This window comes from Actinomadura livida, from assembly GCF_014648675.1.
Taxonomy (GTDB): Bacteria; Actinomycetota; Actinomycetes; order Streptosporangiales; family Streptosporangiaceae; genus Spirillospora; species Spirillospora livida.
The window spans coordinates 66,815-86,023 of record NZ_BMRO01000013.1 but is presented as its reverse complement, the minus strand read 5'-3'; the positions used below and the strand labels follow the sequence as shown (position 1 = coordinate 86,023).

Below are 19,209 nucleotides of genomic sequence, written 5' to 3'. Positions count from 1 at the left end.
AGGCCGCATTCGTGTTCTCCCTGGTCAATCGGCCAGTGCTTCGAGGAGGCGTTCGGCGTCCTCGGGCTTGAGCATCCCGGCGGCGAGGGCCCGGTCGGCGGTGAGCCGGGCCAGCGCGATGTAGGCGCGGCGGCTCTCCGGCGACACCTTGGCCAGCTCGTCGACGTGGCCGGACACCGTCCCGGCGTCGCCCCGCGCGACCGGTCCGGTGAGGCCGTCGATGCCGAGCCGCAGGCCGTTGTCGAGGGCGGCGCCGAGCAGCGGGCCGAGCATCCGGCCGGGGTCGGCGACCCCGGCGGCGCGCAGCAGGTCCATCGCCTCGACGACCAGCGTGACCAGGTGGTTCGCGCCCCCGGCGAGCGCCGCGTGGTAGAGCGGGCGCGCGGCCTCGGTGATCCAGACGGGTTCGCCGCCCATCTCCAGGACGAGCGCCTCGGCGACCGGCCGCAGCGGCTCGGGAGAGGTGACGCCGAACGAGATGCCGGTGAGGCGGTTGACGTCGTCGGGGCGCCCGGTGAACGTCATGACCGGGTGCAGCGCGAGCGGCAGGGCGCCGGCGCGGGTGAGCGGGTCCAGGACGGCGGTCCCGTACCGGCCGCTGGTGTGCATGATCAGCTTGCCGGTGACGTCGACGCCCGCGGCGACGAACCCGGCGGCCAGTTCGGGGAGCTCGTCGTCCGGGACGGTCAGCAGCACCAGGTCGGCGGCCGCGACGACGTCCGGCGGGGCCGCCACCTCCGCGCCCGGGAGGCGTTCCGCGACGCGCGAACGCGACCGCTCGGACACGGCGGTCGCGGCGACCACCCGGTGGCCCGCACGGGCCAGCGCGGCGCCGAGCGCCGTGCCGACCCGGCCGGCGCCGACGACGCCGACCGCGAGCCGGGCGGGCCGGTCCTCCGGCGTCTCCGGTTCGGGCCGGGGGGCGCGGGGGGGCGTTCCCGCACCGGGAACCGGCCCGTCTCCGGGCGCGGCGGAGCCGGGCGTGACGTCAGGGTCCATCGGTTTCGTTCCAGTCCTCGGGTAGGTACCGGACGTGCGCGACCCAGGGTACCCGCGGGATCCCGGCACGGAGTCCGGTGGGTGACGATCGCCACCCCACCCCATTCAGTCATGCGCGAGGGCCTCCACGATGGACGTGCGGGCGGCGCGCCGCGCCGGCAGCACCGCGGCGGCCATGCCCGCGGCGCCCGCCAGGAGGACGTAGCCCGTCACCTGCAGGTAGGGCAGCGCGAAGCGGGAGTCGTCGGCCATCGCGTTGGTCGCGGCCCAACCGAACGCGATGCCGAGGACGACCCCGGTGACCGCGCCGATCACGGCCATGACCAGGGCCTCGACGGACAGCATCCGGCGGAGCCCGCGCCGGGTGAGGCCGAGCGCCCGCAGCAGCGCCGACTCCCGGGTCCGCTCGACGACCGAGAGCGTGAGCGTGTTCGCGATGCCGAACAGCGCGATGACGATCGCGAGCCCGAGCAGCCCGGCGAAGATCATCAAAATCGTGTCGATCGCCCGGGTCATCGTCTCCTCGAACTCGGCTGCGGAGACGACCTTCGCGGCCGGGTAGGGCTTCGCGGCGTCCTCGACGGCGCCGCGGGCGGCGGACGCCGGGACGTCGTCGCGGGCCTTCACGAAGAGGTTCGACGGGTCGACGGCGCCGAAGTACCCGGTGAAGTCGGCCTCCGGGACGATGATCCCGGAGATCTGGGCGCCCCCGCCGTAGACGGCGGTGATCTTCACCGGGACGGTGCCGCGCGAAGTCTCGACCTGGATGGTGTCTCCGAGGCCGCGGCCCGGCTGGGCGGCGGTCCCCTCGTCCACCATCGCGGTTCCCGGTTCGCGGGCGGCGGCGAGCGAGCCCGCCTTCATCTCGGGGTTCACGATCGTGCCGAGCGCGGACGGGGTGACCGTGCCGAGCTCCTCCTTCTCGCCGCCGACGCGCGCGTCCTGCCTGCGGGTCTCCACGACGGCGGCGATCTCCGGACGCTCGCGCACCGCCGCCGCGAGCGATGGTGGAACGCGTCCGTCCAGGTTCTGCGTCCTGATCTGGAACTCGACCGGGAACTGCTCCGCCAGCTGGTGCGCCGCGGTCGCCTTTCCGCTCGCCGCGACCACCGCGAACAGGCTCATCAGCCCGACGCCGACGGTCAGCGCGATCGTCGTGGTCGCGGTGCGGCGCGGCGCGCGCTGCGCGTTCGCGACCGCGAGCCGCCCGGGGACGCCGCCGAGCCGCGCCGGGACCGCGCCCGCGAGCCGCGCGAGCGGCCGGACGAGCGCCGGCATCGCCGCGATCACCGCGAGGAAGAACACGGTTCCGGCGAGCGCGACCGAGTACATCGCCGCCTGGCCCTTCTCCATGCCGAGCGATCCGAACGCGCCGATGGCCAGGCCCGCGGTGCCGAGCAGCACCGCGATCACCGTTCGCGCCCGGCCCAGGCGGAACCGGCCGCCGCCCGGCTCCAGCTCCGAGCGCAGCGCGGCGACGGGCGCGACCCGGGTCGCGGCGCGGGCCGGCAGCAGCGCCGACAGGACGGTCACGACGACGCCCACCGCCAGACCGAGCACGACCGTCCGGGCCGACAGGGACGGTGCCGTGACCTGCACCGCCGCGTCCAGCCTGGTGACGCCGGCGAGCGCGGCCGTGCCGAGGCCGGCGCCGGCGGCGAGGCCGAGCAGCGACCCGGCGAGCCCGACCGCCGCGGACTCGGCGACGACGCCGCCGAACACCTGCCGACGGGTCGCGCCGACGCAGCGCAGCAGGGCCGTCTCCCGCATCCGCTGCGCGATGAGGATCGCGAACGTGTTGTAGATGACCAGGGCGGACACCAGCATCGCCACCAGGCCGAAGATCAGCAGCCCGGTCCGGATGATCTCGGTGTCGGCGCCCGCGGACTTCGCCAGCTCCGCGCCGAGCTCCGTCCCGGTGTAGACCCGGTCGGCCGGGCCCGCGGCGGCCTCGATCGCGCGCCGGTCGCCGCCCGCGATGTCGATCTCGCGGTAGGTCCGCTCGCCGGTCATCGTGATCGTGGTGGGGGTGTCGAAGCCGACCGCGCCGAAGAACTTGGCCTCCTGGTCGATGCCGAAGTCGATCAGGCCGACGACGCTGAACCGGTGCGGCCGGTCGTTTCCGTCCAGGATCGTTACGGTATCGCCGACGGTGAAGCCCTCCCGCTTGGCGAGCGCGCCGTCAAGGACGGTTTCGCCAGCGCCGGACGGAGGTCGTCCCTTGTCGACGTCGTAGCGCAGCAGTGACCCGGACGGCACCGAGATGCCGACCGTGGGGAAGTCGCCGACCGCCTTACCGTCCTTGCCCACCAGGGCGGCGTCACCCTTCACCACGCCGTGCACGTCGGTCACGCCCGGCAGCGCGCTGATCTTGCGGAACGTATCGGCGGAAATGCGTTCATCCGGGTCAGGGCTGCTCGGCAGCACCGCGAAGTCGACCTTGTCGGCGGACCGCGCGAACGTCTTGGCGACGCCCTCGTTCATCGTGTCGGTCAGCACGAACGTCCCGGAGATGAACCCGACGCCGAGGGTGATGGCGACCGCCGTGAGCAGCAGCCGCAGCTTGTGGGCCCGCAGGCCCGCGAGGGTCGTCCGCAGCATCACGCCTCCAGGCTCTTGAGCCGGTCGAGGACGGCGGCGGGCGTCGGCCGGACGATCTCGGTCACGATCTCCCCGTCCCGCAGGAACACGACCCGGTCGGCGTACGAGGCGGCGACCGGGTCATGGGTGACCATCACGACCGTCTGCCCCATCTCGCGGACCGAGGAGCGCAGGAACCCCAGCACCTCGGCGCCCGCCCGGGAGTCGAGGTTGCCGGTCGGCTCGTCCGCGAAGATCACCTCGGGGCGGGCGACGATCGCGCGGGCGCACGCGACCCGCTGCTGCTGGCCGCCCGACAGCTCGCTCGGCCGGTGCCCGAGCCGGTCGCGCAGGCCGAGGGCGTCCACGACCCGGGCGAACCACGCGCGGTCCGGCCTGCGGCCCGCCAGCTGCAGGGGCAGCAGGATGTTCTGCTCGGCGGTGAGCGTCGGGAGCAGGTTGAACGCCTGGAACACGAACCCGACGCGGTCGCGGCGCAGGAGCGTCAGCCGCCGGTCGCCCATCCCGGTGATCTCCGCGTCGCCGAGGACGATGCGTCCGCCGGTGACGGTGTCCAGCCCGGCCAGGCAGTGCATCAGCGTCGACTTCCCGGACCCGGACGGCCCCATGATCGCGGTGAACGCGCCCCTGGCGAACCCGGTGCTGACCCCGCGCAGGGCGTGCACGGCCGCGTCACCGGACCCGTACACCTTCGACACGTCCTCGGCCGTGACGGCGGCCTGTACCGCGGCGGCGGCCGGGGAGTTCCCGGGCGGATCGGCGAACGTGCTGGTCACAGTGGCTCCCTGCGGGTCGTGGGTCACGGTCCTGATCTTTCGGGGACCACGCTAGGAAGCCGCCGCGCGGCCGCCATCGGCCCGGCGGCCACGCTTTCCGTCAGCCTCACGGCTGGCCGGCGCCCGCTCGTACGACCTGAGTCGTACGAGCCCGTCACTCCTCCCACGGACCGGCCTCGGTGCACGCGTAAGCGCCGGTGACCCTGGCGGGTCACCGGCGCTTACGCGATGGGCGCGAACGCTCATCTTCGGAGGGTCAGTGAGATCCCTGCACGCTGCGCGGTGCGGAACCTAGCACCCGTCGCCCCGATGGGGTGCGGGGGCTCAGTCGTCGACTTCGGCGATGCCCTTGCACTGCGCGTTCGCGAGGCCGATGACGGCGACGGCGTTGCCGCAGACGTTGGCGGCGGCGGAGATCGGCACGATCACCTGGTTGCCGGTGAGGATCCCGATGTTGCCCGCGCTGGTGTTGTGCGAGCCGTCGCCCCCGTGCCCGCCGCCGTAGGTGGCGGCCTGGGCGGGGGCGGCGGCCAGCGCCGAGGCGGCGACGGCGAAACCGAGGATGCCGGTCGCGGCAAGCTTCTTGATCACGAGAGTCCTCCCGTACTAGGGCCGGAATGGCCCGATCTGACAGTTGCCGACGCCGCCCGTGCGGGCGGCGTCGCGTACGGTAGTTATTCAGCTACTCTCAGGTAGATCAATGCGAAACGTAAGGTCGAGGACAAGAAGTCATCATGGAGTAATCAAGCTGTTACACGGTGTTGTCGGTTTGGCCGCTTTTCGCCAGACCTGTCTCGTAGGCGAACACGACCGCCTGGACCCGGTCGCGCAGGTTCAGCTTCATGAGGATCCGCCCCATGTGCGTCTTCACCGTCGCCTCCGACACGAACAGCCGCTCCGCGATCTCCGCGTTGGACATCCCGCGCGCGACGAGCCGGAGCACCTCCCCCTCCCGGTCGGTCAGGCTCTCCAGCGCCCCGACCGCCTTCTGCTCCGCGTCCGGCAGGTGCACCGCGAACCGGTCGAGCAGCCGCTTGGTCGTGCTCGGGGCCACCACGGCGTCCCCCGAGTGCACCGCCTTGATCGCCTCGATCAGCTGGGCCGGGCCCGCGTCCTTCAGCATGAACCCGCCCGCCCCGGCCTTGATCGCGGCGAAGGCGTACTCGTCCAGGTCGAACGTGGTCAGGATGATGACCTTCGGCCCGGACTGCGCCACCACCCGGCGGGTCGCCTCGATCCCGTCCATGCGCGGCATCCGCACGTCCATGAGGACGACGTCCGCCCGCGTGCCCCGCAGCAGTTCCAGCGCCTGCACCCCGTCGCCGGCCTCGCCGACGACCTCGATGTCGGGCTGCGCGTCCAGGACCATCGTGAACCCGGCGCGCACCAGTTCCTGATCGTCGACCAGCACCACCCGGATGGGCGCCGCCGTGTCCTCAGCCTCCGTCATGCACACTCCCGTCGAATGACGCCGCGTCGCTCACGAGGCGGCCACCTCCTCGCGGACCGGGATCCGCGCGAGCACTTCGAACCCGCCGCCCGGACGCGGTCCCGCGTGGACGGTGCCGCCGTACACCGCGACGCGCTCACGCATGCCGGCGATGCCGTGACCACGCCCGTCGTCCGGCGCGGCCGCTCCCCGCCCGTCGTCGTCCACCCGGACCTCCAGGGCGTCGCCGGTGTACCGGAGCCGTATCGCCACCGCCGCACGCGGACCGCCGTGCTTGAGCGTATTGGTCAGCGCCTCCTGGACGATCCGGTAAACGGTGAGCTGCCGCCCCTCCGACATGGGCGCCGGCGTCCCGTCGACCTCGAACGCCACCGCCAGTCCCGACGCGCGGACGTGCTCGACCAGTTCCGCCAGCTCCGCCACCCCCGGCTGCGGCGCGAACGCCCCGGCGTCGTCGTCCTCGCGCAGGACGCCGAGGAGCCGCCGCATCTCCGCCAGCGCCAGCCGTCCCGTCGAGGAGATCGTGTCGAGCGCCTGCCTGGCCCGTCCGACATCGGTGTCGATCGCGTAGGACGCCCCGTCCGCCTGCACCACGATCACGCTGACGTTGTGCGCCACCACGTCGTGCAGCTCGCGGGCGATACGCGCCCGTTCGGCGGCCATGGCCATCTTGACCTCGTTGTCGCGTTCGCGCTCCAGGCGTTCGGCGCGCTCCTCCACCGAGCGCAGGTAGGCGCGGCGCGTCCGCATGTGCAGGCCGAGCAGCCACACGCCCGCCACCACCACCGTGAGCATGGCGAACACGTACTTCCGGTCGTCGGCGCTGTTCGGGTACCGGACGGTCACCAGCAGCGCGCCCAGCTCGGCGACCAGCGCCGCCGCCAGCCCCCAGCGGAAGGAATTGCTGGCCGTGACGGTATAGAGGCCCATCAGGACGGCGATATTGGCCTGCACGGGCTCCACACCCACCAGGCACTGCACGGCCGAGATGAGCGCGACCGTGGCGAAGACCGCGCGGGGGAACGTCCGGCGCAGGACGAGCGGCGCGAGAAGCCCGAACGTCAGCAGCGCGAGCCCCCACGCGCCGATCCCGTGATGCCCGCCGACCAGCGAAGGCGCGGAGAAGACCACCAGCGGCATCGCGTAGAACGCATCGACCAGCGGCTTCTTACGCCGCAGCCAGTCCCACGCGCCCGCCACCATACGGACAGGGTACGGACGCCCGCCCGACCCCAGAATCAACCGCAGGTCGGACCCGGCCTCCACCGAAGGGACACCGCCGGGGCCCAGGCCGCAAAGGCGCAGCGGGCGGGGTCGCTCGCGGTAACGTCGCAGTCGTGGCGGCGTTGGAATGGCTGACATGGCGCACCGCTATGGAACGGGCGCTCTACGGGGAGAACGGTTTCTACCGGCGCGGGGAGCGTCCCGCCGAGCACTTCCGCACCTCGGTGCACGCCTCCCCGCGCTTCGCCGCGGCCATCGCCCGCCTGCTGGTCGAGGTCGACGTCCTGCTCGGCCACCCCGAGCGGCTGGACGTCGTCGACATCGGCGCGGGGTCGGGGCACCTGGTGAGCAACATCCTGGCCTGCGCCCCCGCCGATCTGGTGCCGCGGCTCGTTCCGACCGCCGTGGAGATCGCACCGCGTCCGGCCGAGATCTCACCGCGGATCGTCTGGCGCCCGGACCTGCCCGACCGCATCACCGGCCTCGCCGTGGCGAACGAGTGGCTCGACAACATCCCGCTGGACGTCGTCGAGCGGACACCGGACGGCGTCCGGACCGTCCTGGTCGACCCGTCCACCGGCAGCGAGCGGCCGGGGCCCGTCCCGTCCGCCGAGGACCGCGCGTGGCTGGACCGCTGGTGGCCGCTCCGCGAACCCGGCGACCGCGCCGAGATCGGCCACCCCCGCTGCGCCGCCTGGGCCTCGGTGATCGGACGGCTCTCCCGGGGACTCGCGCTCGCCGTCGACTACTCGCATACGCGGGAGTCGCGTCCGGTGTACGGAACCCTGACCGGCTACCGCGACGGGTCGACCGTGCCCGCCGTCCCGGACGGCTCCTGCGACGTCACCGCCCATGTCGCACTGGACGCCTGCACGACCGCCGGCGAACGCGCCGGCGCCACGGCCACCCTCCTGACGACCCAGCGCGACGCCCTGCGCGCCCTCGGCCTCACCGGAACCCGCCCACCCCTGGACCTGGCCCACCGCGACCCCCGCGCCTACGTCGCCGCCCTGTGCCACGCCGGCGAGGACGCCGAACTGACCGACCCCTCCGGCCTGGGCGGCTTCGGCTGGCTGGCCCAAACCACCAACATCCCGATCCCTCCCCCACTGACCCCAGGACGCGACGCCCTGCATAGCGGTAAGCCGAGATGCTGAAGCCAGCACTCCCCTTGGGGCAGTGCCTGCAAGCCGCAAAATCAAACCCGGCCCAGCAACCGGACGCGAGACGCCTGCTGAAGGCTTCCGCGCGGCCAGCGACGAGGACCCGCACCTAGGCGTGGAGCACCTCGACCCGGACGCACTCGCGCAGGCGTGCGCGGACGATCACCCGAGGGCAGCACCGAGTGCCACAGCGGGTAGCGCAGCGGAGCCCGCCGGATAGGCCGTCTCGCGCAGCGGAGCGCGGCGAGGATCACCGGCGCGGGGACACACCGCGAAGGTGAAGCGGTGAGGTCAGCACTCCACGTGGAGGGACTGCAGGCCGCGTAGGACGTAGCCGGGCTTCCACTTCGGTTCTGTAGACAAGCGCAGGCCAGGGGCTTGCCGGAGCAGTGCGCCGAAAGATTCGGCGAGTTCGATGCGGGCCAATGGGGCGCCCAGGCAGTAGTGGATGCCGAGACCGAAGGTGATGTGCGGGTTCGGGTCGCGGGACAGGTCGAACCTGTTCGGATCGGCGAAGACCTCGGGGTCGCGGTTGGCGGACGCGAATTGCAGTGCGACCTCGGCGCCACGCGGGATGTCGACACCGGCGACCGTGATGTCCTCCAGGACCCAGCGTTCGAACATGGGCGCCGGAGTGTCGTAGCGCAGCAGTTCCTCAACGGCCGTCGGGATGAGCGACGGGTCGGCGCGGAGGCGCTCCAACTCGCCGGGGTTGCGGAACAGCGACCACCAGCCGTTGCCGGTCGCGTTGACCGTGGCCTCATGTCCGGCGTTGAGCAGGAGGACGCAGGTTCCGATCAGCTCGTCCTCGGTGAGCCGGTCGCCCTCGTCCATGACCTGGGTGAGCGCGGTGATGAGGTCGTCGCGCGGCTCGTCCCGCCGGGTGCGTGCCAGGCCGCGCAGGTAGTCGGAGAAGTCCACGGCGGCGCGGACGGCCGTCCGCTGCGCCTCGAGCGGCGGGTTCAACTCGTACATCCCGCAGATGTCGGCCGACCACGGACGCAGGAGATGCCGATCCTCCACGGGGACGCCGAGCATTTCCGCGATCACGTTCACCGGCAGGGGCTCGGCGACCTCGGCGAGCAGGTCACCGCCGCCCTTGGCCACAAGTTCCGCGGCCAACTCCCCGGCGAGCCGCCTGATCGTCGGGCGCAGGCCCTCCACCATGCGGGCGGTGAACGCCTTGGACACCAGACGCCGCAGCCGCGTGTGCGTGGGCGGCTCGACGTCCAGCATCCCGGCGCGGATCAGGTCCCAGAACGGCTTGAGGAAGTCGGCCTCCGGCTCACGCCCGAACTCCTCATGAGTCGCGACATGGAGATACGACCGTCCGAGCCGCCGATCCCGCAGCAGCGCGTCGACGTCCTCATACCGGCTGATCACCCATTGGTCGGTGGCCTCGTGGTAGAACACCGGACGCTCGGCACGGAGCCGCTCGAACACCGGATAGGGGTCCGCGACGAACTCGGGGGACCAGGGGTCATACGCCAGATCAGACATGATCCGACCATAATCGTCCTTCGCACCAGTCCGAAGCAGCGCGAAGACGGGCGGGCGCCGGCCGCCGACACCAACGGCTCGGTTGCTCCCACAACTCGGCCGACCCAATCCACGGCGACCGACGCCCTGCTCATCCCCGCCTCACCCCACCGCCCACCTCACGCCCCCCCAACTCCCCTCCCACAAACAACCCTCGCCGCCTCATCTGAAGCCGAAGGTCGGGGGTAGGGGCCTGTGTTGGAAGAGTCGGGCCGGGACTGCGTCCGCCAGGGCCTTGTATCCGGCGGGGCTCAGGTGCAGGTGGTCGCCGGTGTCGAGGGCCGGGTTCAGGCGTCGCGGGTCGGCCGGATCGCGTGCGGCGCGGTCGAAGTCGATGACCGCGTCGAAGCGGCGGCTGGTGCGGATCCAGTCGTTGACGGTCTTGCGGGCGTCCTCGCGGTATCCGTTCTCGTCGTCGTACATGGTGTTGCCGCCGAACGGCGTGAGCGTAGCTCCGTACACGCGGATGCCCTGCGCATGGGCACGGACGATGATCTGTTCGTAGGCCGCGATCAGCCCGTCGGCGACCTTCTTCTGCGCCGCCGGGGTGGCCTCGGCGGTGCCGATGTCGTTGACGCCCTCGAAGACGACCAGCCATTTGACGCCGCTCTGCGCCAGCACGTCCCGGTCCAAGCGCGCGAGGACGTTGGGACCCAGCCCGTCATTGAGGACCCGGTTGCCGCCGGCCGCTTGGTTCACGACCGCGATGTCGGACGTGGCCGGATGTGACTGCAGACGGTCCAGCAGCTGGTCGGGCCAGCGGTCGTTCATGTTGGTCGTCGAGCCCCGCCCGTCGGTGAGCGAGTCGCCCAGCATGACGGCCGCCGCAGTCGACGGCTTGGCCCACGTTTCGATACCGCTGAGGAAGTACCAGTGGTCCGTCCCGGTCGCCCCAGGGAGATCGGTGTCTTCGACGTGGTCTCCGGCCACCAGGTAGGACGTGGTCCTGGACCCGGGGTGAGACGTGATGTCGGTGGACGCTTGTCCTTCCGCAAGGTAGAGCGTCACGGTGAGGATGGATCGGGGCGCCACCGGGAAGCTCAGCGGATCGGTGACCATCTGCGCGCCGACCGGGATGACGACCGACGGCTTGCCGTTGAAGGTCACCGGACGGGACGTACCGGGCTGGATCGAGTCGACGCCCGCCTGCCCGCCGTCCGGCAGCGCCACCGAGACCCTGGTGATGGGCAGGTCCGCACCGCCGAACGCATTGGAGAACCGAAGCCGCATGTTGCGTCCGCCGACCGCCACGCGGATGGTCTGGCGCAGCGTGGCGTCCTTGAGCACGACGTCGTCCTGCGTGAACGGCGGGGGCGGCATGTTGTGGGGCTCGGTCAGCTGCGGCATCGAGACCCACGTGTCGACCCAGTGGCCATGAATCTTCGGTGCCGCCCGGCCTTCGGCCGCACGGGGCGTCCCCTCCGCGCCGGGGGCAGAGAGCGAGAACGATGCCAGCACGAGGGCCGCCACAAGTACCGCGAGGGCGGCCGGACGGCCACGCATGGACGCTTCGTACCCCCGGACGGGGAGTGCGCCCGCCTGAAGCGTCCGCCAGCGGCTCCGGAGGGATGGGATCAGCGGGAATGTTCTTGGACGGGAGCGTCTCACCACGGGTCTCCGATCGACTCCGCGAACGGGATAGAGAGTTCGAAAACTTTCGAAGTTTTTCGAATTCCCGAAGAACGTACGTCGCCACAATCAGTCCGTCAAGGATCAACTCCTCTCCATGTGCCGCACCTTGCCGACGAACCTCCGGACAGGCAGAGACGTAAGGCTGTCGGGCTTCTAGAGGTACAGGGAGATGCCCATTGACCATGTGTACGGACCGGGCGTACCGTACCGATCAATCCGCCGAGAGTTTTTCGAAATGTTTCGCGGGAGATGTTTCGCGCAATGTCTCCAGACGCCCTAGCACCGCGCCGCAACCTCCGCGAGCATGCACCCACGTCCGCGTCCACGTCCGCGGGGGAGTTCGAGGACAGGGCGCCTCAGGGCCCGGCGAGTTGGCCGAAGCCGGCGCAGCATTCGCGGAGTTTGCAGAGTTCGCGTGATCCGTGGGGGTCACGGAACTTGGAGGAACTCGTCAGCTCCCATGTCCGTCATTTCGCTGCGATGGACCGGCTGCCGGTGTCGTGGTCCGCCGCCTCAGCTGATACCGCGCGCGGGGAACCGGGAACCTCCCATCCGGAGGCGGGGCGTGAGGACCCCAGCGGGCATGTCGCGCTCACCTTTGATGACGGGCCGACGCCGGCGACGTTGCCAACCCTGCTGGACAAGTTGCTGACCGCCGGCGCCAGGGCCACCTTCTTCAACCGGGGCGACCACGCCGAAGCCCGGCCCGACCTAGTGCGCGCCCAGCAGAAGGCCCGGATGTGGATCGGCAACCACACCGAGACGCATCCTCACCTCCCTGACATCTCCGAATCCGCCTCCTTCACGGAGATCCTCCGCGCCCAGCAGATCCTGCATCGCATCACCGGCGAGTGGACCTCGCTTTTCCGGCCGCCCTATGGCGAGACGAATGACCAGGTCAGGGCCGCTGAAGTGCGCCTTAACCTGCTCGAGGTGCTCTGGACGGTCGATTCCCGAGACTGGGCCGGAGCGACCCCGGACGAGATCGTGGCCGCCGCCCGCGCGCTCCGCCCCGGCGGCATCTTCCTGATGCACGACTGGGCGCAGGCGTCCATCGACGCTCTTCCGCAGATCATCAGCGAGCTGCGCGACCGCGGGCTCCACCCCGGCAAGATCGCCTTCACTTCACGCCAGATCGCCTTCGCCGACACCCCCTTCCACGCGATCGCGGTCGCCCCGTGACTCCGACGCCCGGCGCCTTCCGGCCGGGGCGTCGTGGAGCCGGCCCGCCCCCCGGCCATGAGCGGGCCGACCGGGTTCCATGCTCGGGGGTCCCGGCAGCGCCGGGAAGAGGAACGCGAGGTTGTGGATAACTCCTCAGCGCGCCCAGCGGGTCGGATCCCCGCCGCCCGACCGGCGGGCGGCGAGGGCCCGGCGGGCGGTCGATTCGACGATCGCGCGAGCCTCGCCCAGATCCCGGTCGGCGGCGGCGACCTGGACAGGCCCTGGGGGCGCGTCCACGTGGACGGTCGCGAGGCCGAGGAGACGCTGGAACGGGTTCACCGTGAGCCGAACCGACTGCGCCCGGGCGTGGGCGATCACGTCGGTGCGGCGGCAGGGCCAGCCGTGCCGGGCCACGAAGACCACGTCGTCGGTTCCGGCGCCGTCCGCCCGGTCGATCGCCACCCCCTTGGAGGACGCCGGGATGAGGGAGACGGCGTCAATGTTCGTCCCGGGGAACACCTGGGAGACCAGGTGCATGGCGACGTGCCGGGGCGCGACGGGCAGGAGCGTGGAGGACAACGCCTGGCGCTCACCCGCGTACCCCGCGACGGTGACCTCGATCCGGGCCCAGCCGAGAGTGCGCCAGAGCGCCGGTTCGATGATGCTGACCGCCTGGACGCGTCCCGGAGGAAGCGTCTGCATCCGTGTCTCCAGGAGGCCGTAGCGGAGGCGGATACCGTCCGGCGACATCGCGACCGTGAAGTTGGCGTACATCACCAGTGGCGCGATAACCGCCCGGATGAGCCCGAGCATGACCGGGATGGTGACGGCCAGGATGCCGCCCTCCGCGTACATCAGCAGGAACAGGAGGGACGCGAAGAAGAGCAGGGACGTGCCAAGGACGGGCAGTCGCAGGATCAGGGACGCCAGCAACGTGCCGAAGGAGACGCGCCACACGTGCCGTTCGGGCGCCTCGGGCGTCTGGCCGGGGAGACCTGCGGCGAGGGCGAGGAGTTCGGCGCGCAACTGCTGGGCGGAGTGGCGTCCGAGGTAGCGCAGCGCGATCTCGCTCCGCTCACCGCCGGCCAGTTCGACCCGCACCTCGGCCAGCGCGAACACCCGTGTCACCAGGGGACGGACGAGGTCGATGGCCTGGATGCGTGAAAGCGGAATCCGGCGCTTGTTCTTACGCAGCAGACCGGTCTCGACGACGAGGTCGTCACCGTCGACACGGAAGCGCAGGGCGAGCCACGTCCAAAGCCCGGTTCCGACAGCGATCAACCCCATGGGGATGGTCACGATGAGGAACCTGGCGAGCACGTCCGGGGTGAGCGCCAGGACGATGCCGTCTTCCGTCTGGGTCAGCAGTAGCGGGAAGCCGAGCAGGACGAAGTAGATGATGAGGAAGATGAACGCGCGCAGTGGCACCGTCGCCCAGTGGAGCCTGTGCGTGCCCTCCGAGAACCGCACCGGTGGCCGGTAGCCCGGTGGAGGGCCATGACCGTACGGAGGACGAGGCGGCCCGTAAGGGGGACCGGGGGGCGGACCAGGCGGCGGTCCATACGGCGGACGCGCGCCGTAGGGAGGCCCAGGATGCCCTTGGGGCCCAGGAGGCCGCGGAGGACCTGGAGGCCCCGGACGGCCTTGCGGACCGTACGGGCCATAAGGCCCGGGTGGCCCGGGCGGGCCGTAGGGGCCGCTCATAGCCCCATGCTCCGTTCCTCACCCTTCTGCGCGAGTCGGTCGCGCAGGAGGGCTGCCTCGGCGGTCGGCAGGCTCGGGATGGTCGCGTCCGTTGCCGCCGCGGCGGTGTGCAGCCGGACGGTGGCGATGCCCATCCACCTCTCCAGCAGCCCAGCCGTGACGTCCACGAACTGCATGCGCCCGTACGGGACGACGATGAGGCGCCTGACGAACACTCCGTGAGTGACGATGAGGTCGTCCGCACGCTCGACGTACCCGTACGTGCGGCGGTCAAGTTCGGCCAACAGCCACGCTAGGACGACCGCCAGCCCGACGGCGGCGACCCACATGACGGCCGGTACGAGGCCACCGTTGCCCCAAACGATGAACGCGCCCACACCGCCGATCGGTATCGCCCAGAGAATCGCGGTGAGGAGTCTGTGCCAGCCGTGGCGCTTGGAAATGGGCGACCATTGGAGGCCGCCGCCAGGCGCGAACGCCTGGTCCGCCTGATAGGCGGGCGGTCCGGACGGCGGCTGGTGCGGCGGGTAGTGTGCCGGTACTTGACCGGGTTGGCCTGGCGGTCGACCGCCATGCCCCTGACCCGACGGCGAGGGCGGGTGCGCCGCTCCCTGCTGTCCAGGGTTGGCGGCGGGCTCGTAAGGCGGTTCGCCATGGCTCGCGTTCATCGCCCCCTAGTCAACCGGATAACGAGTACCGCTCGCCATGCGACCATGAAGCCGTGATCGGAGCTGCGGAGGCGCGACCATGACCACCGAACGGATCGTAGGGATCGGTGCGGGCGCCAAGGAGCTCGCCACCGAGGACATGACCCTGAACATCGGTCCCCAGCACCCGTCCACGCACGGTGTGCTCCGGCTCAGGCTCACCTTGGACGGCGAACGCATCTCGGCGGCCGAACCCATCGTCGGCTACATGCACCGCGGGGCGGAGAAGCTCTTCGAGGTCCGCGACTTCCGGCAGATCATCGTGCTGGCGAACCGTCATGACTGGCTGTCGGCGTTCTCCAGCGAGCTCGGCGTCGTCCTCGCCGTGGAACGCATGCTCGGCATGGAGGTCCCGGTACGCGCCGTATGGACGAGGACCCTGCTGGCGGAACTCAACCGGATCCTCAACCACCTGATGTTCCTCGGCTCGTATCCCCTTGAGATGGGCGCCATCACGCCGGTCTTCTACGCGTTCCGTGAGCGTGAGGTGCTGCAGCGCGTCATGGAGGAGATCTCCGGCGGGCGGATGCACTACATGTTCAACCGGGTCGGAGGGCTCAAAGAGGAACTTCCCGCCGGTTGGACGGCGCGCGCGCGGACCGCGGTCTCCGACGTCCGTGCCCGCATGGGCGACATCGACGACATCATCATGGGCAACGAGATCTTCCGTGCGCGGACGAGGGGCGTCGGAGTACTCACCCAAGAGCAGATCCTGCAGTACGGGGCGTCAGGCCCCATCGCGCGCGCGTCCGGCCTGGACTTCGACCTCCGCAGGGACGAGCCGTATCTCGCCTACGGCGACCTCGACGTCCGCGTGGTCACCCGGTCCGAGGGAGACTGCCTCGCACGGTTCGAGTGCCTGCTCGACCAGGTCCACGCGTCCCTCGACCTCGCCGACGCCTGCCTCGACCGCCTGGCCGAACTTCCCCCCGGCCCCATCAACCAGCGGCTGCCGAAGGTGCTGAAGGTCCCAGAGGGCCACACCTACGCCTGGACGGAGAACCCGCTGGGCATCAACGGCTACTACCTCGTGTCCCGCGGGGAGAAGGTCCCGTGGCGAATGAAGCTGCGGTCCGCGTCGTTCAACAACATCCAGGTCCTGAAGGAGCTCCTGCCCGGCAATCTGGTCGCCGACATGATCGCCATCCTGGGCTCCATGTTCTTCGTCGTAGGCGACATCGACAAATAGCCGGTAGTGCCCCTGACGGTGAGGCGACGCCCTAGGCGAGCCTCACCGTCAGGTCACGCAGCGAGTGCAAGCGAGCCAAGTAGGCCTGGGTTGAATTACGCGCGAGAGGCGCCCCGGCCTTCTTCCTCATCGTCCGGGCCTTTGGGGACGCGGCACGCGTACTCCAGGAAGACCGCGGCCCCCACCAGGACGACCGCCGCCAGGAAGGTGCCACCGCTGACAAAGAAATCATGGCGTGGGGTCGCCTTGTCGAGGGACGAGGTCAGGCTGACGGCGAATCCTCCGAACACGCCGGCGATGACCGCGGCGGAGTGCGCGCTGGCCTTGCCCAGAGCGGCCAGCCGGGCCACCGCCATGGGCTCCAGCGGCTTGGGCGGCGGCTTCCGTCCGGGTTGGGGGCGATAGCGCTCGTCCGGCTTACTGCGGAGGCGGCGCAGCACGTTCAGGCCCGTGGACGCCTCCCCCAGGGCGAGCAGGAGCAGCGTCGGCACAGCCGTCCACGGCAGGGGAGGCAGCGACATGTAGGCGGAACGCAGCACCGCCCAGGTGACCACCGCGACGACGACCACGAGGGCGATGAGGAACAGCGGCCGGGACGGTTTCATGCAGGCTGCTGAAGGACCAGGTCCTCCCGGCGGCGAACGGCCGACGGACCACCCTCCGACTGCTTGGCCTGGGCGAGGTCGCCGACGCGGCCGTGCCCGGGCAGCAGAACGTCCGGCTCGATGTCGGCCCAGGGGACGAGCACGAACGCCCGCTCGTGCGCGCGGGGATGCGGGAGCGTCAGATCGGGGTCGTCGGACGTGACGTCGCCGAAGACGACGATGTCGATGTCGAGCGTGCGGGGACCCCAGCGCACCACGCGTTCCCGGCGCATCGACGTCTCGATGTTCAGGACGCGTTCGAGGAGGTTCTCCGGGGGCAGGCGGGTGTCGGCCACCAGGACGACGTTGAGGAAGTCGCCCTGCTCGGGGAGGGTCTCGCCGGGCGGCGCGTACGGCGCGGTCTCGTAGACCGGGGAGAACGCCACGAAATGCAGGCCCGGTGCGTCGAACAGCGCGTCCACCGCCTCCTGGATGTTGTCCAGGCGGTCGCCTAGGTTGCTGCCGATCGAGAAAACGACGCGGTGCTGGACCAGCATGTGGCCGCCGGTGGCGGTGCGGTCGGGCATGCGGTCGGACGCTGTCATGGGCGACTCCTCCTGATCTTCACGGCGATGTCCGTGAAGGGGTGCGGCACCGGGGCGCTCGGCTTGTGGACGGTGATCTCGACCTCGCTCACCGTCGCATCTTCCAGACATATTGTCGCCAGCCGGTCGGCGAGCGTTTCAAGGAGGTTGACGGGCTCCCCCTCGATGACCGCGACGAGGCGGCCGGCGAGTGCTCCGTAATCGACGGTACGCGAGAGGTCGTCCCCGGCGGCGGCCGGACGGGTGTCGAGCCCCAGGACGGCGTCCACCACGAACTCCTGTCCCAGCTCGCGTTCCGCGGGCAGGCATCCGTGCCTGCCACGCGCGCGCAGGCCGCGCAGCTCGATGTGGTCCAAGCTCATTCTTCCTCTGCATCCACCACGTTGAGGACGGGCGAGCCATGGTGCAGCAGAAGCCGCCACTCCCCCTCCGACCGGACGAACACGTTCGTGGCGACGATGCTTCCGCCGGCGAGGAAACCCGCTTCGGTGTCCTCGTCGGCGGTGAGGACGTTCTCCTTGCACGTCACCACCGCGTGGTCGCCGTACACGTCGGTCTCGACGTCGGTGAGCACGAACTGGATGTAGGTCGTGTTGGCCATGATGAGCGCCCACGAACGGAGCACTTCCTCACGCCCGCGCAGCATCGTCCAGCCGGGGTGCACGCAGGAGACGCCGTCCGCGTACGGGCCGTCCGCCCATACGTCCGACATGCGGTCGAAGTCACCGGCCTCGAACGCGGCGTAGAACTCGGCGTGGACCTCGTCCACGTCAGCGCGGTTCACGGCACGGCTCATAGGCGGGGACTCCCGTGTTCTGCGCGACCGTCCGCCGCGGCTTTTCCGAAGCTCTCTTCATGGGTGGGACGTGCAGCGCGCATGGCGGCCGCCACACGCACCGCGTCCGCGTTGGGCCGGACGCGGTGGACGCGCACGCACCACGCACCGGCCGCCGCCACCAGGGACGTGACGGCCACGGTGGCGTCGTCGCACTCGCCGAACGGGCGCGGCGTCCCGTCGGAGGCGGCAAGCAACCTGGTCAGGAACCCTTTGCGGGACGCGCCCACCAGGACCGGATGCCCGGTGCGCGTGAAAGCGTCCAGGTGGGCCAGCAGCGACCAGTTGTGCCCTGCCTCGGGGCTCTTGGCGAACCCCAGCCCGGGATCCAGCACGATCATGGAGGGGTCGACGCCCTCCCGGAGTACCGCGTCGACCCTGTGCAGCAGCTCGTCGCGGACCTCACGGACCACGTCGGTGTAGATGGCACGCGTCTGCATGTCATGGCTGTGCCCCCGCCAGTGCATCACCACGTAGGGGACGCCCGTCGCGGCGACCACTCGCGGCATGGCCGGATCGGCAAGACCGCCGCTGACATCGTTCACCAGCCGGGCTCCGACACCCAGCGCGGCCTCTGCGACCTCGGCGCGCATGGTGTCGATGCTCACCGGAACGTTCTCGGCCACGAGCGCCTCTATGACGGGCACCACGCGACGCAGTTCCTCGTCCTGTGACACACGCTGCGCGCCCGGACGGGTGGATTCACCACCCACGTCCACGATGTCGGCGCCCTCCGCGACAAGATCGAGGCCGTGCCGGATCGCCTTGTCCGGGTCGAACCAGGCGCCGCCGTCGGAGAACGAATCCGGGGTGACGTTGACCACGCCCATGACGAGGCACCGCCCTGGGGAGGGCAGGCCCGGAACGACGGCACTGGTCATAACACCCAACCCTATGCCTTGATCTCAACCCGGTTGCCGCAGCGCCTTCGCCGCCGTTTCCGGACCTCGTGACACCCGGCGCCCGCCCTCGAACACATGCGCTCGTCACACCCGGCACGCGCCGCACGCCGTCCCTCTCCGTCACTCCGGCCGCCC

At 70.8% G+C, this 19,209-nt stretch carries 18 protein-coding genes; 3 read left to right on the top strand and 15 right to left on the bottom strand.

Translation table 11 applies throughout. The features are described 5' to 3' along the window. Positions 1–24 precede the first annotated feature (24 nt). The 6 genes from IEZ03_RS28030 to IEZ03_RS28005 form a co-directional block, all read right to left on the bottom strand. Positions 25–999 (bottom strand): Rossmann-like and DUF2520 domain-containing protein, encoded by a 975-nt coding sequence (locus IEZ03_RS28030; RefSeq protein ID WP_184889442.1) that lies wholly within the window; start codon positions 997–999, stop codon positions 25–27. Positions 1,000–1,104: 105 nt separating this feature from the next. Next, the gene (locus IEZ03_RS28025; RefSeq protein ID WP_184889444.1) at positions 1,105–3,600 is read right to left on the bottom strand and encodes an ABC transporter permease; all 2,496 of its coding nucleotides are present in this window, start codon (positions 3,598–3,600) and stop codon (positions 1,105–1,107) included. After that, positions 3,600–4,376, bottom strand: coding sequence for an ABC transporter ATP-binding protein (locus tag IEZ03_RS28020; RefSeq protein ID WP_184889445.1), 777 nt, complete (start codon positions 4,374–4,376; stop codon positions 3,600–3,602). Before IEZ03_RS28020 ends, IEZ03_RS28025 begins: the two co-directional genes overlap by 1 nt. A gap of 324 nt (positions 4,377–4,700) precedes the next feature. Beyond that, positions 4,701–4,967, bottom strand: a complete 267-nt coding sequence (locus IEZ03_RS28015) for a chaplin (protein ID WP_184889447.1) — start codon at positions 4,965–4,967, stop codon at positions 4,701–4,703. A 160-nt stretch (positions 4,968–5,127) separates the two neighbouring features. Next, complete coding sequence (locus IEZ03_RS28010; protein ID WP_184889449.1) at positions 5,128–5,826, bottom strand: response regulator transcription factor; 699 nt, start codon at positions 5,824–5,826, stop codon at positions 5,128–5,130. Positions 5,827–5,856: 30 nt separating this feature from the next. Then, positions 5,857–7,029, bottom strand: coding sequence for a sensor histidine kinase (locus IEZ03_RS28005; RefSeq protein ID WP_184889451.1), 1,173 nt, complete (start codon positions 7,027–7,029; stop codon positions 5,857–5,859). A 134-nt stretch (positions 7,030–7,163) separates the two neighbouring features. On the opposite strand from IEZ03_RS28005, the gene IEZ03_RS28000 reads away from it, so the two are divergent. Next, on the top strand, positions 7,164–8,207 hold the full coding sequence (locus IEZ03_RS28000) for an SAM-dependent methyltransferase (protein WP_308427999.1): 1,044 nt from the start codon (positions 7,164–7,166) through the stop codon (positions 8,205–8,207). 297 nt (positions 8,208–8,504) lie between these two features. On the opposite strand, the gene IEZ03_RS27995 is transcribed toward IEZ03_RS28000, so the two are convergent. Together IEZ03_RS27995 and IEZ03_RS27990 are read right to left on the bottom strand one after the other, a co-directional pair. After that, positions 8,505–9,713 carry a cytochrome P450 gene (locus IEZ03_RS27995; protein ID WP_184889453.1) on the bottom strand — a complete coding sequence of 403 codons (1,209 nt, stop codon included), beginning with the start codon at positions 9,711–9,713 and terminating at the stop codon, positions 8,505–8,507. 201 nt (positions 9,714–9,914) lie between these two features. Further along, positions 9,915–11,255 carry an SGNH/GDSL hydrolase family protein gene (locus IEZ03_RS27990; protein WP_184889455.1) on the bottom strand — a complete coding sequence of 447 codons (1,341 nt, stop codon included), beginning with the start codon at positions 11,253–11,255 and terminating at the stop codon, positions 9,915–9,917. Between the two features lie 567 nt (positions 11,256–11,822). Here IEZ03_RS27990 and IEZ03_RS27985 point away from each other — a divergent pair. Then, on the top strand, positions 11,823–12,566 hold the full coding sequence (locus IEZ03_RS27985) for a polysaccharide deacetylase family protein (protein WP_221480915.1): 744 nt from the start codon (positions 11,823–11,825) through the stop codon (positions 12,564–12,566). 135 nt (positions 12,567–12,701) lie between these two features. Here IEZ03_RS27985 and IEZ03_RS27980 read toward each other — a convergent pair whose 3' ends face one another. Next, positions 12,702–14,018 (bottom strand): PH domain-containing protein, encoded by a 1,317-nt coding sequence (locus tag IEZ03_RS27980; protein ID WP_229808632.1) that lies wholly within the window; start codon positions 14,016–14,018, stop codon positions 12,702–12,704. 230 nt (positions 14,019–14,248) lie between these two features. Further along, complete coding sequence (locus IEZ03_RS38215) at positions 14,249–14,629, bottom strand: PH domain-containing protein (RefSeq protein WP_229808631.1); 381 nt, start codon at positions 14,627–14,629, stop codon at positions 14,249–14,251. 370 nt (positions 14,630–14,999) lie between these two features. On the opposite strand from IEZ03_RS38215, the gene IEZ03_RS27970 reads away from it, so the two are divergent. After that, the gene (locus IEZ03_RS27970) at positions 15,000–16,148 is read left to right on the top strand and encodes an NADH-quinone oxidoreductase subunit D (RefSeq protein WP_184889462.1); all 1,149 of its coding nucleotides are present in this window, start codon (positions 15,000–15,002) and stop codon (positions 16,146–16,148) included. A 95-nt stretch (positions 16,149–16,243) separates the two neighbouring features. Here the strand turns inward: IEZ03_RS27970 and IEZ03_RS27965 are convergent, their stop codons facing one another. Genes IEZ03_RS27965 through folP form a run of 5 tightly spaced genes read right to left on the bottom strand, consistent with a single transcriptional unit; the run spans position 16,244 to position 19,053 of the window. Continuing rightward, the gene (locus IEZ03_RS27965) at positions 16,244–16,753 is read right to left on the bottom strand and encodes a DUF3180 domain-containing protein (protein ID WP_184889463.1); all 510 of its coding nucleotides are present in this window, start codon (positions 16,751–16,753) and stop codon (positions 16,244–16,246) included. Next, a complete protein-coding gene (gene folK / locus IEZ03_RS27960) occupies positions 16,750–17,337 on the bottom strand; it encodes a 2-amino-4-hydroxy-6-hydroxymethyldihydropteridine diphosphokinase (protein ID WP_132050209.1) in 588 nt (195 codons plus the stop codon). Before folK ends, IEZ03_RS27965 begins: the two co-directional genes overlap by 4 nt. Beyond that, positions 17,334–17,699 carry a dihydroneopterin aldolase gene (folB, locus tag IEZ03_RS27955; protein WP_184889465.1) on the bottom strand — a complete coding sequence of 122 codons (366 nt, stop codon included), beginning with the start codon at positions 17,697–17,699 and terminating at the stop codon, positions 17,334–17,336. Before folB ends, folK begins: the two co-directional genes overlap by 4 nt. Continuing rightward, the gene (locus IEZ03_RS27950; protein ID WP_131986004.1) at positions 17,696–18,133 is read right to left on the bottom strand and encodes a nuclear transport factor 2 family protein; all 438 of its coding nucleotides are present in this window, start codon (positions 18,131–18,133) and stop codon (positions 17,696–17,698) included. The genes folB and IEZ03_RS27950 overlap by 4 nt, the downstream gene beginning before the upstream one ends. Beyond that, a complete protein-coding gene (gene folP / locus IEZ03_RS27945) occupies positions 18,130–19,053 on the bottom strand; it encodes a dihydropteroate synthase (protein ID WP_229808630.1) in 924 nt (307 codons plus the stop codon). The genes IEZ03_RS27950 and folP overlap by 4 nt, the downstream gene beginning before the upstream one ends. Positions 19,054–19,209: the final 156 nt, after the last annotated feature.

Excerpts from the sequence above, each read along its gene's own strand:
- IEZ03_RS28030 (WP_184889442.1), bottom strand. The coding sequence starts at position 999 with ATGGACCCTGACGTCACGCCCGGCTCCGCCGCGCCCGGAGACGGGCCG.
- IEZ03_RS28025 (WP_184889444.1), bottom strand. The coding sequence starts at position 3,600 with ATGCTGCGGACGACCCTCGCGGGCCTGCGGGCCCACAAGCTGCGGCTG.
- IEZ03_RS28010 (WP_184889449.1), bottom strand. The coding sequence starts at position 5,826 with ATGACGGAGGCTGAGGACACGGCGGCGCCCATCCGGGTGGTGCTGGTC.
- IEZ03_RS28005 (WP_184889451.1), bottom strand. The coding sequence starts at position 7,029 with ATGGTGGCGGGCGCGTGGGACTGGCTGCGGCGTAAGAAGCCGCTGGTC.
- IEZ03_RS27995 (WP_184889453.1), bottom strand. The coding sequence starts at position 9,713 with ATGTCTGATCTGGCGTATGACCCCTGGTCCCCCGAGTTCGTCGCGGAC.
- IEZ03_RS27990 (WP_184889455.1), bottom strand. The coding sequence starts at position 11,255 with ATGCGTGGCCGTCCGGCCGCCCTCGCGGTACTTGTGGCGGCCCTCGTG.
- IEZ03_RS27970 (WP_184889462.1), top strand. The coding sequence starts at position 15,000 with ATGACCACCGAACGGATCGTAGGGATCGGTGCGGGCGCCAAGGAGCTC.
- IEZ03_RS27965 (WP_184889463.1), bottom strand. The coding sequence starts at position 16,753 with ATGAAACCGTCCCGGCCGCTGTTCCTCATCGCCCTCGTGGTCGTCGTC.
- folK (WP_132050209.1), bottom strand. The coding sequence starts at position 17,337 with ATGACAGCGTCCGACCGCATGCCCGACCGCACCGCCACCGGCGGCCAC.
- folB (WP_184889465.1), bottom strand. The coding sequence starts at position 17,699 with ATGAGCTTGGACCACATCGAGCTGCGCGGCCTGCGCGCGCGTGGCAGG.
- IEZ03_RS27950 (WP_131986004.1), bottom strand. The coding sequence starts at position 18,133 with ATGAGCCGTGCCGTGAACCGCGCTGACGTGGACGAGGTCCACGCCGAG.
- folP (WP_229808630.1), bottom strand. The coding sequence starts at position 19,053 with ATGACCAGTGCCGTCGTTCCGGGCCTGCCCTCCCCAGGGCGGTGCCTC.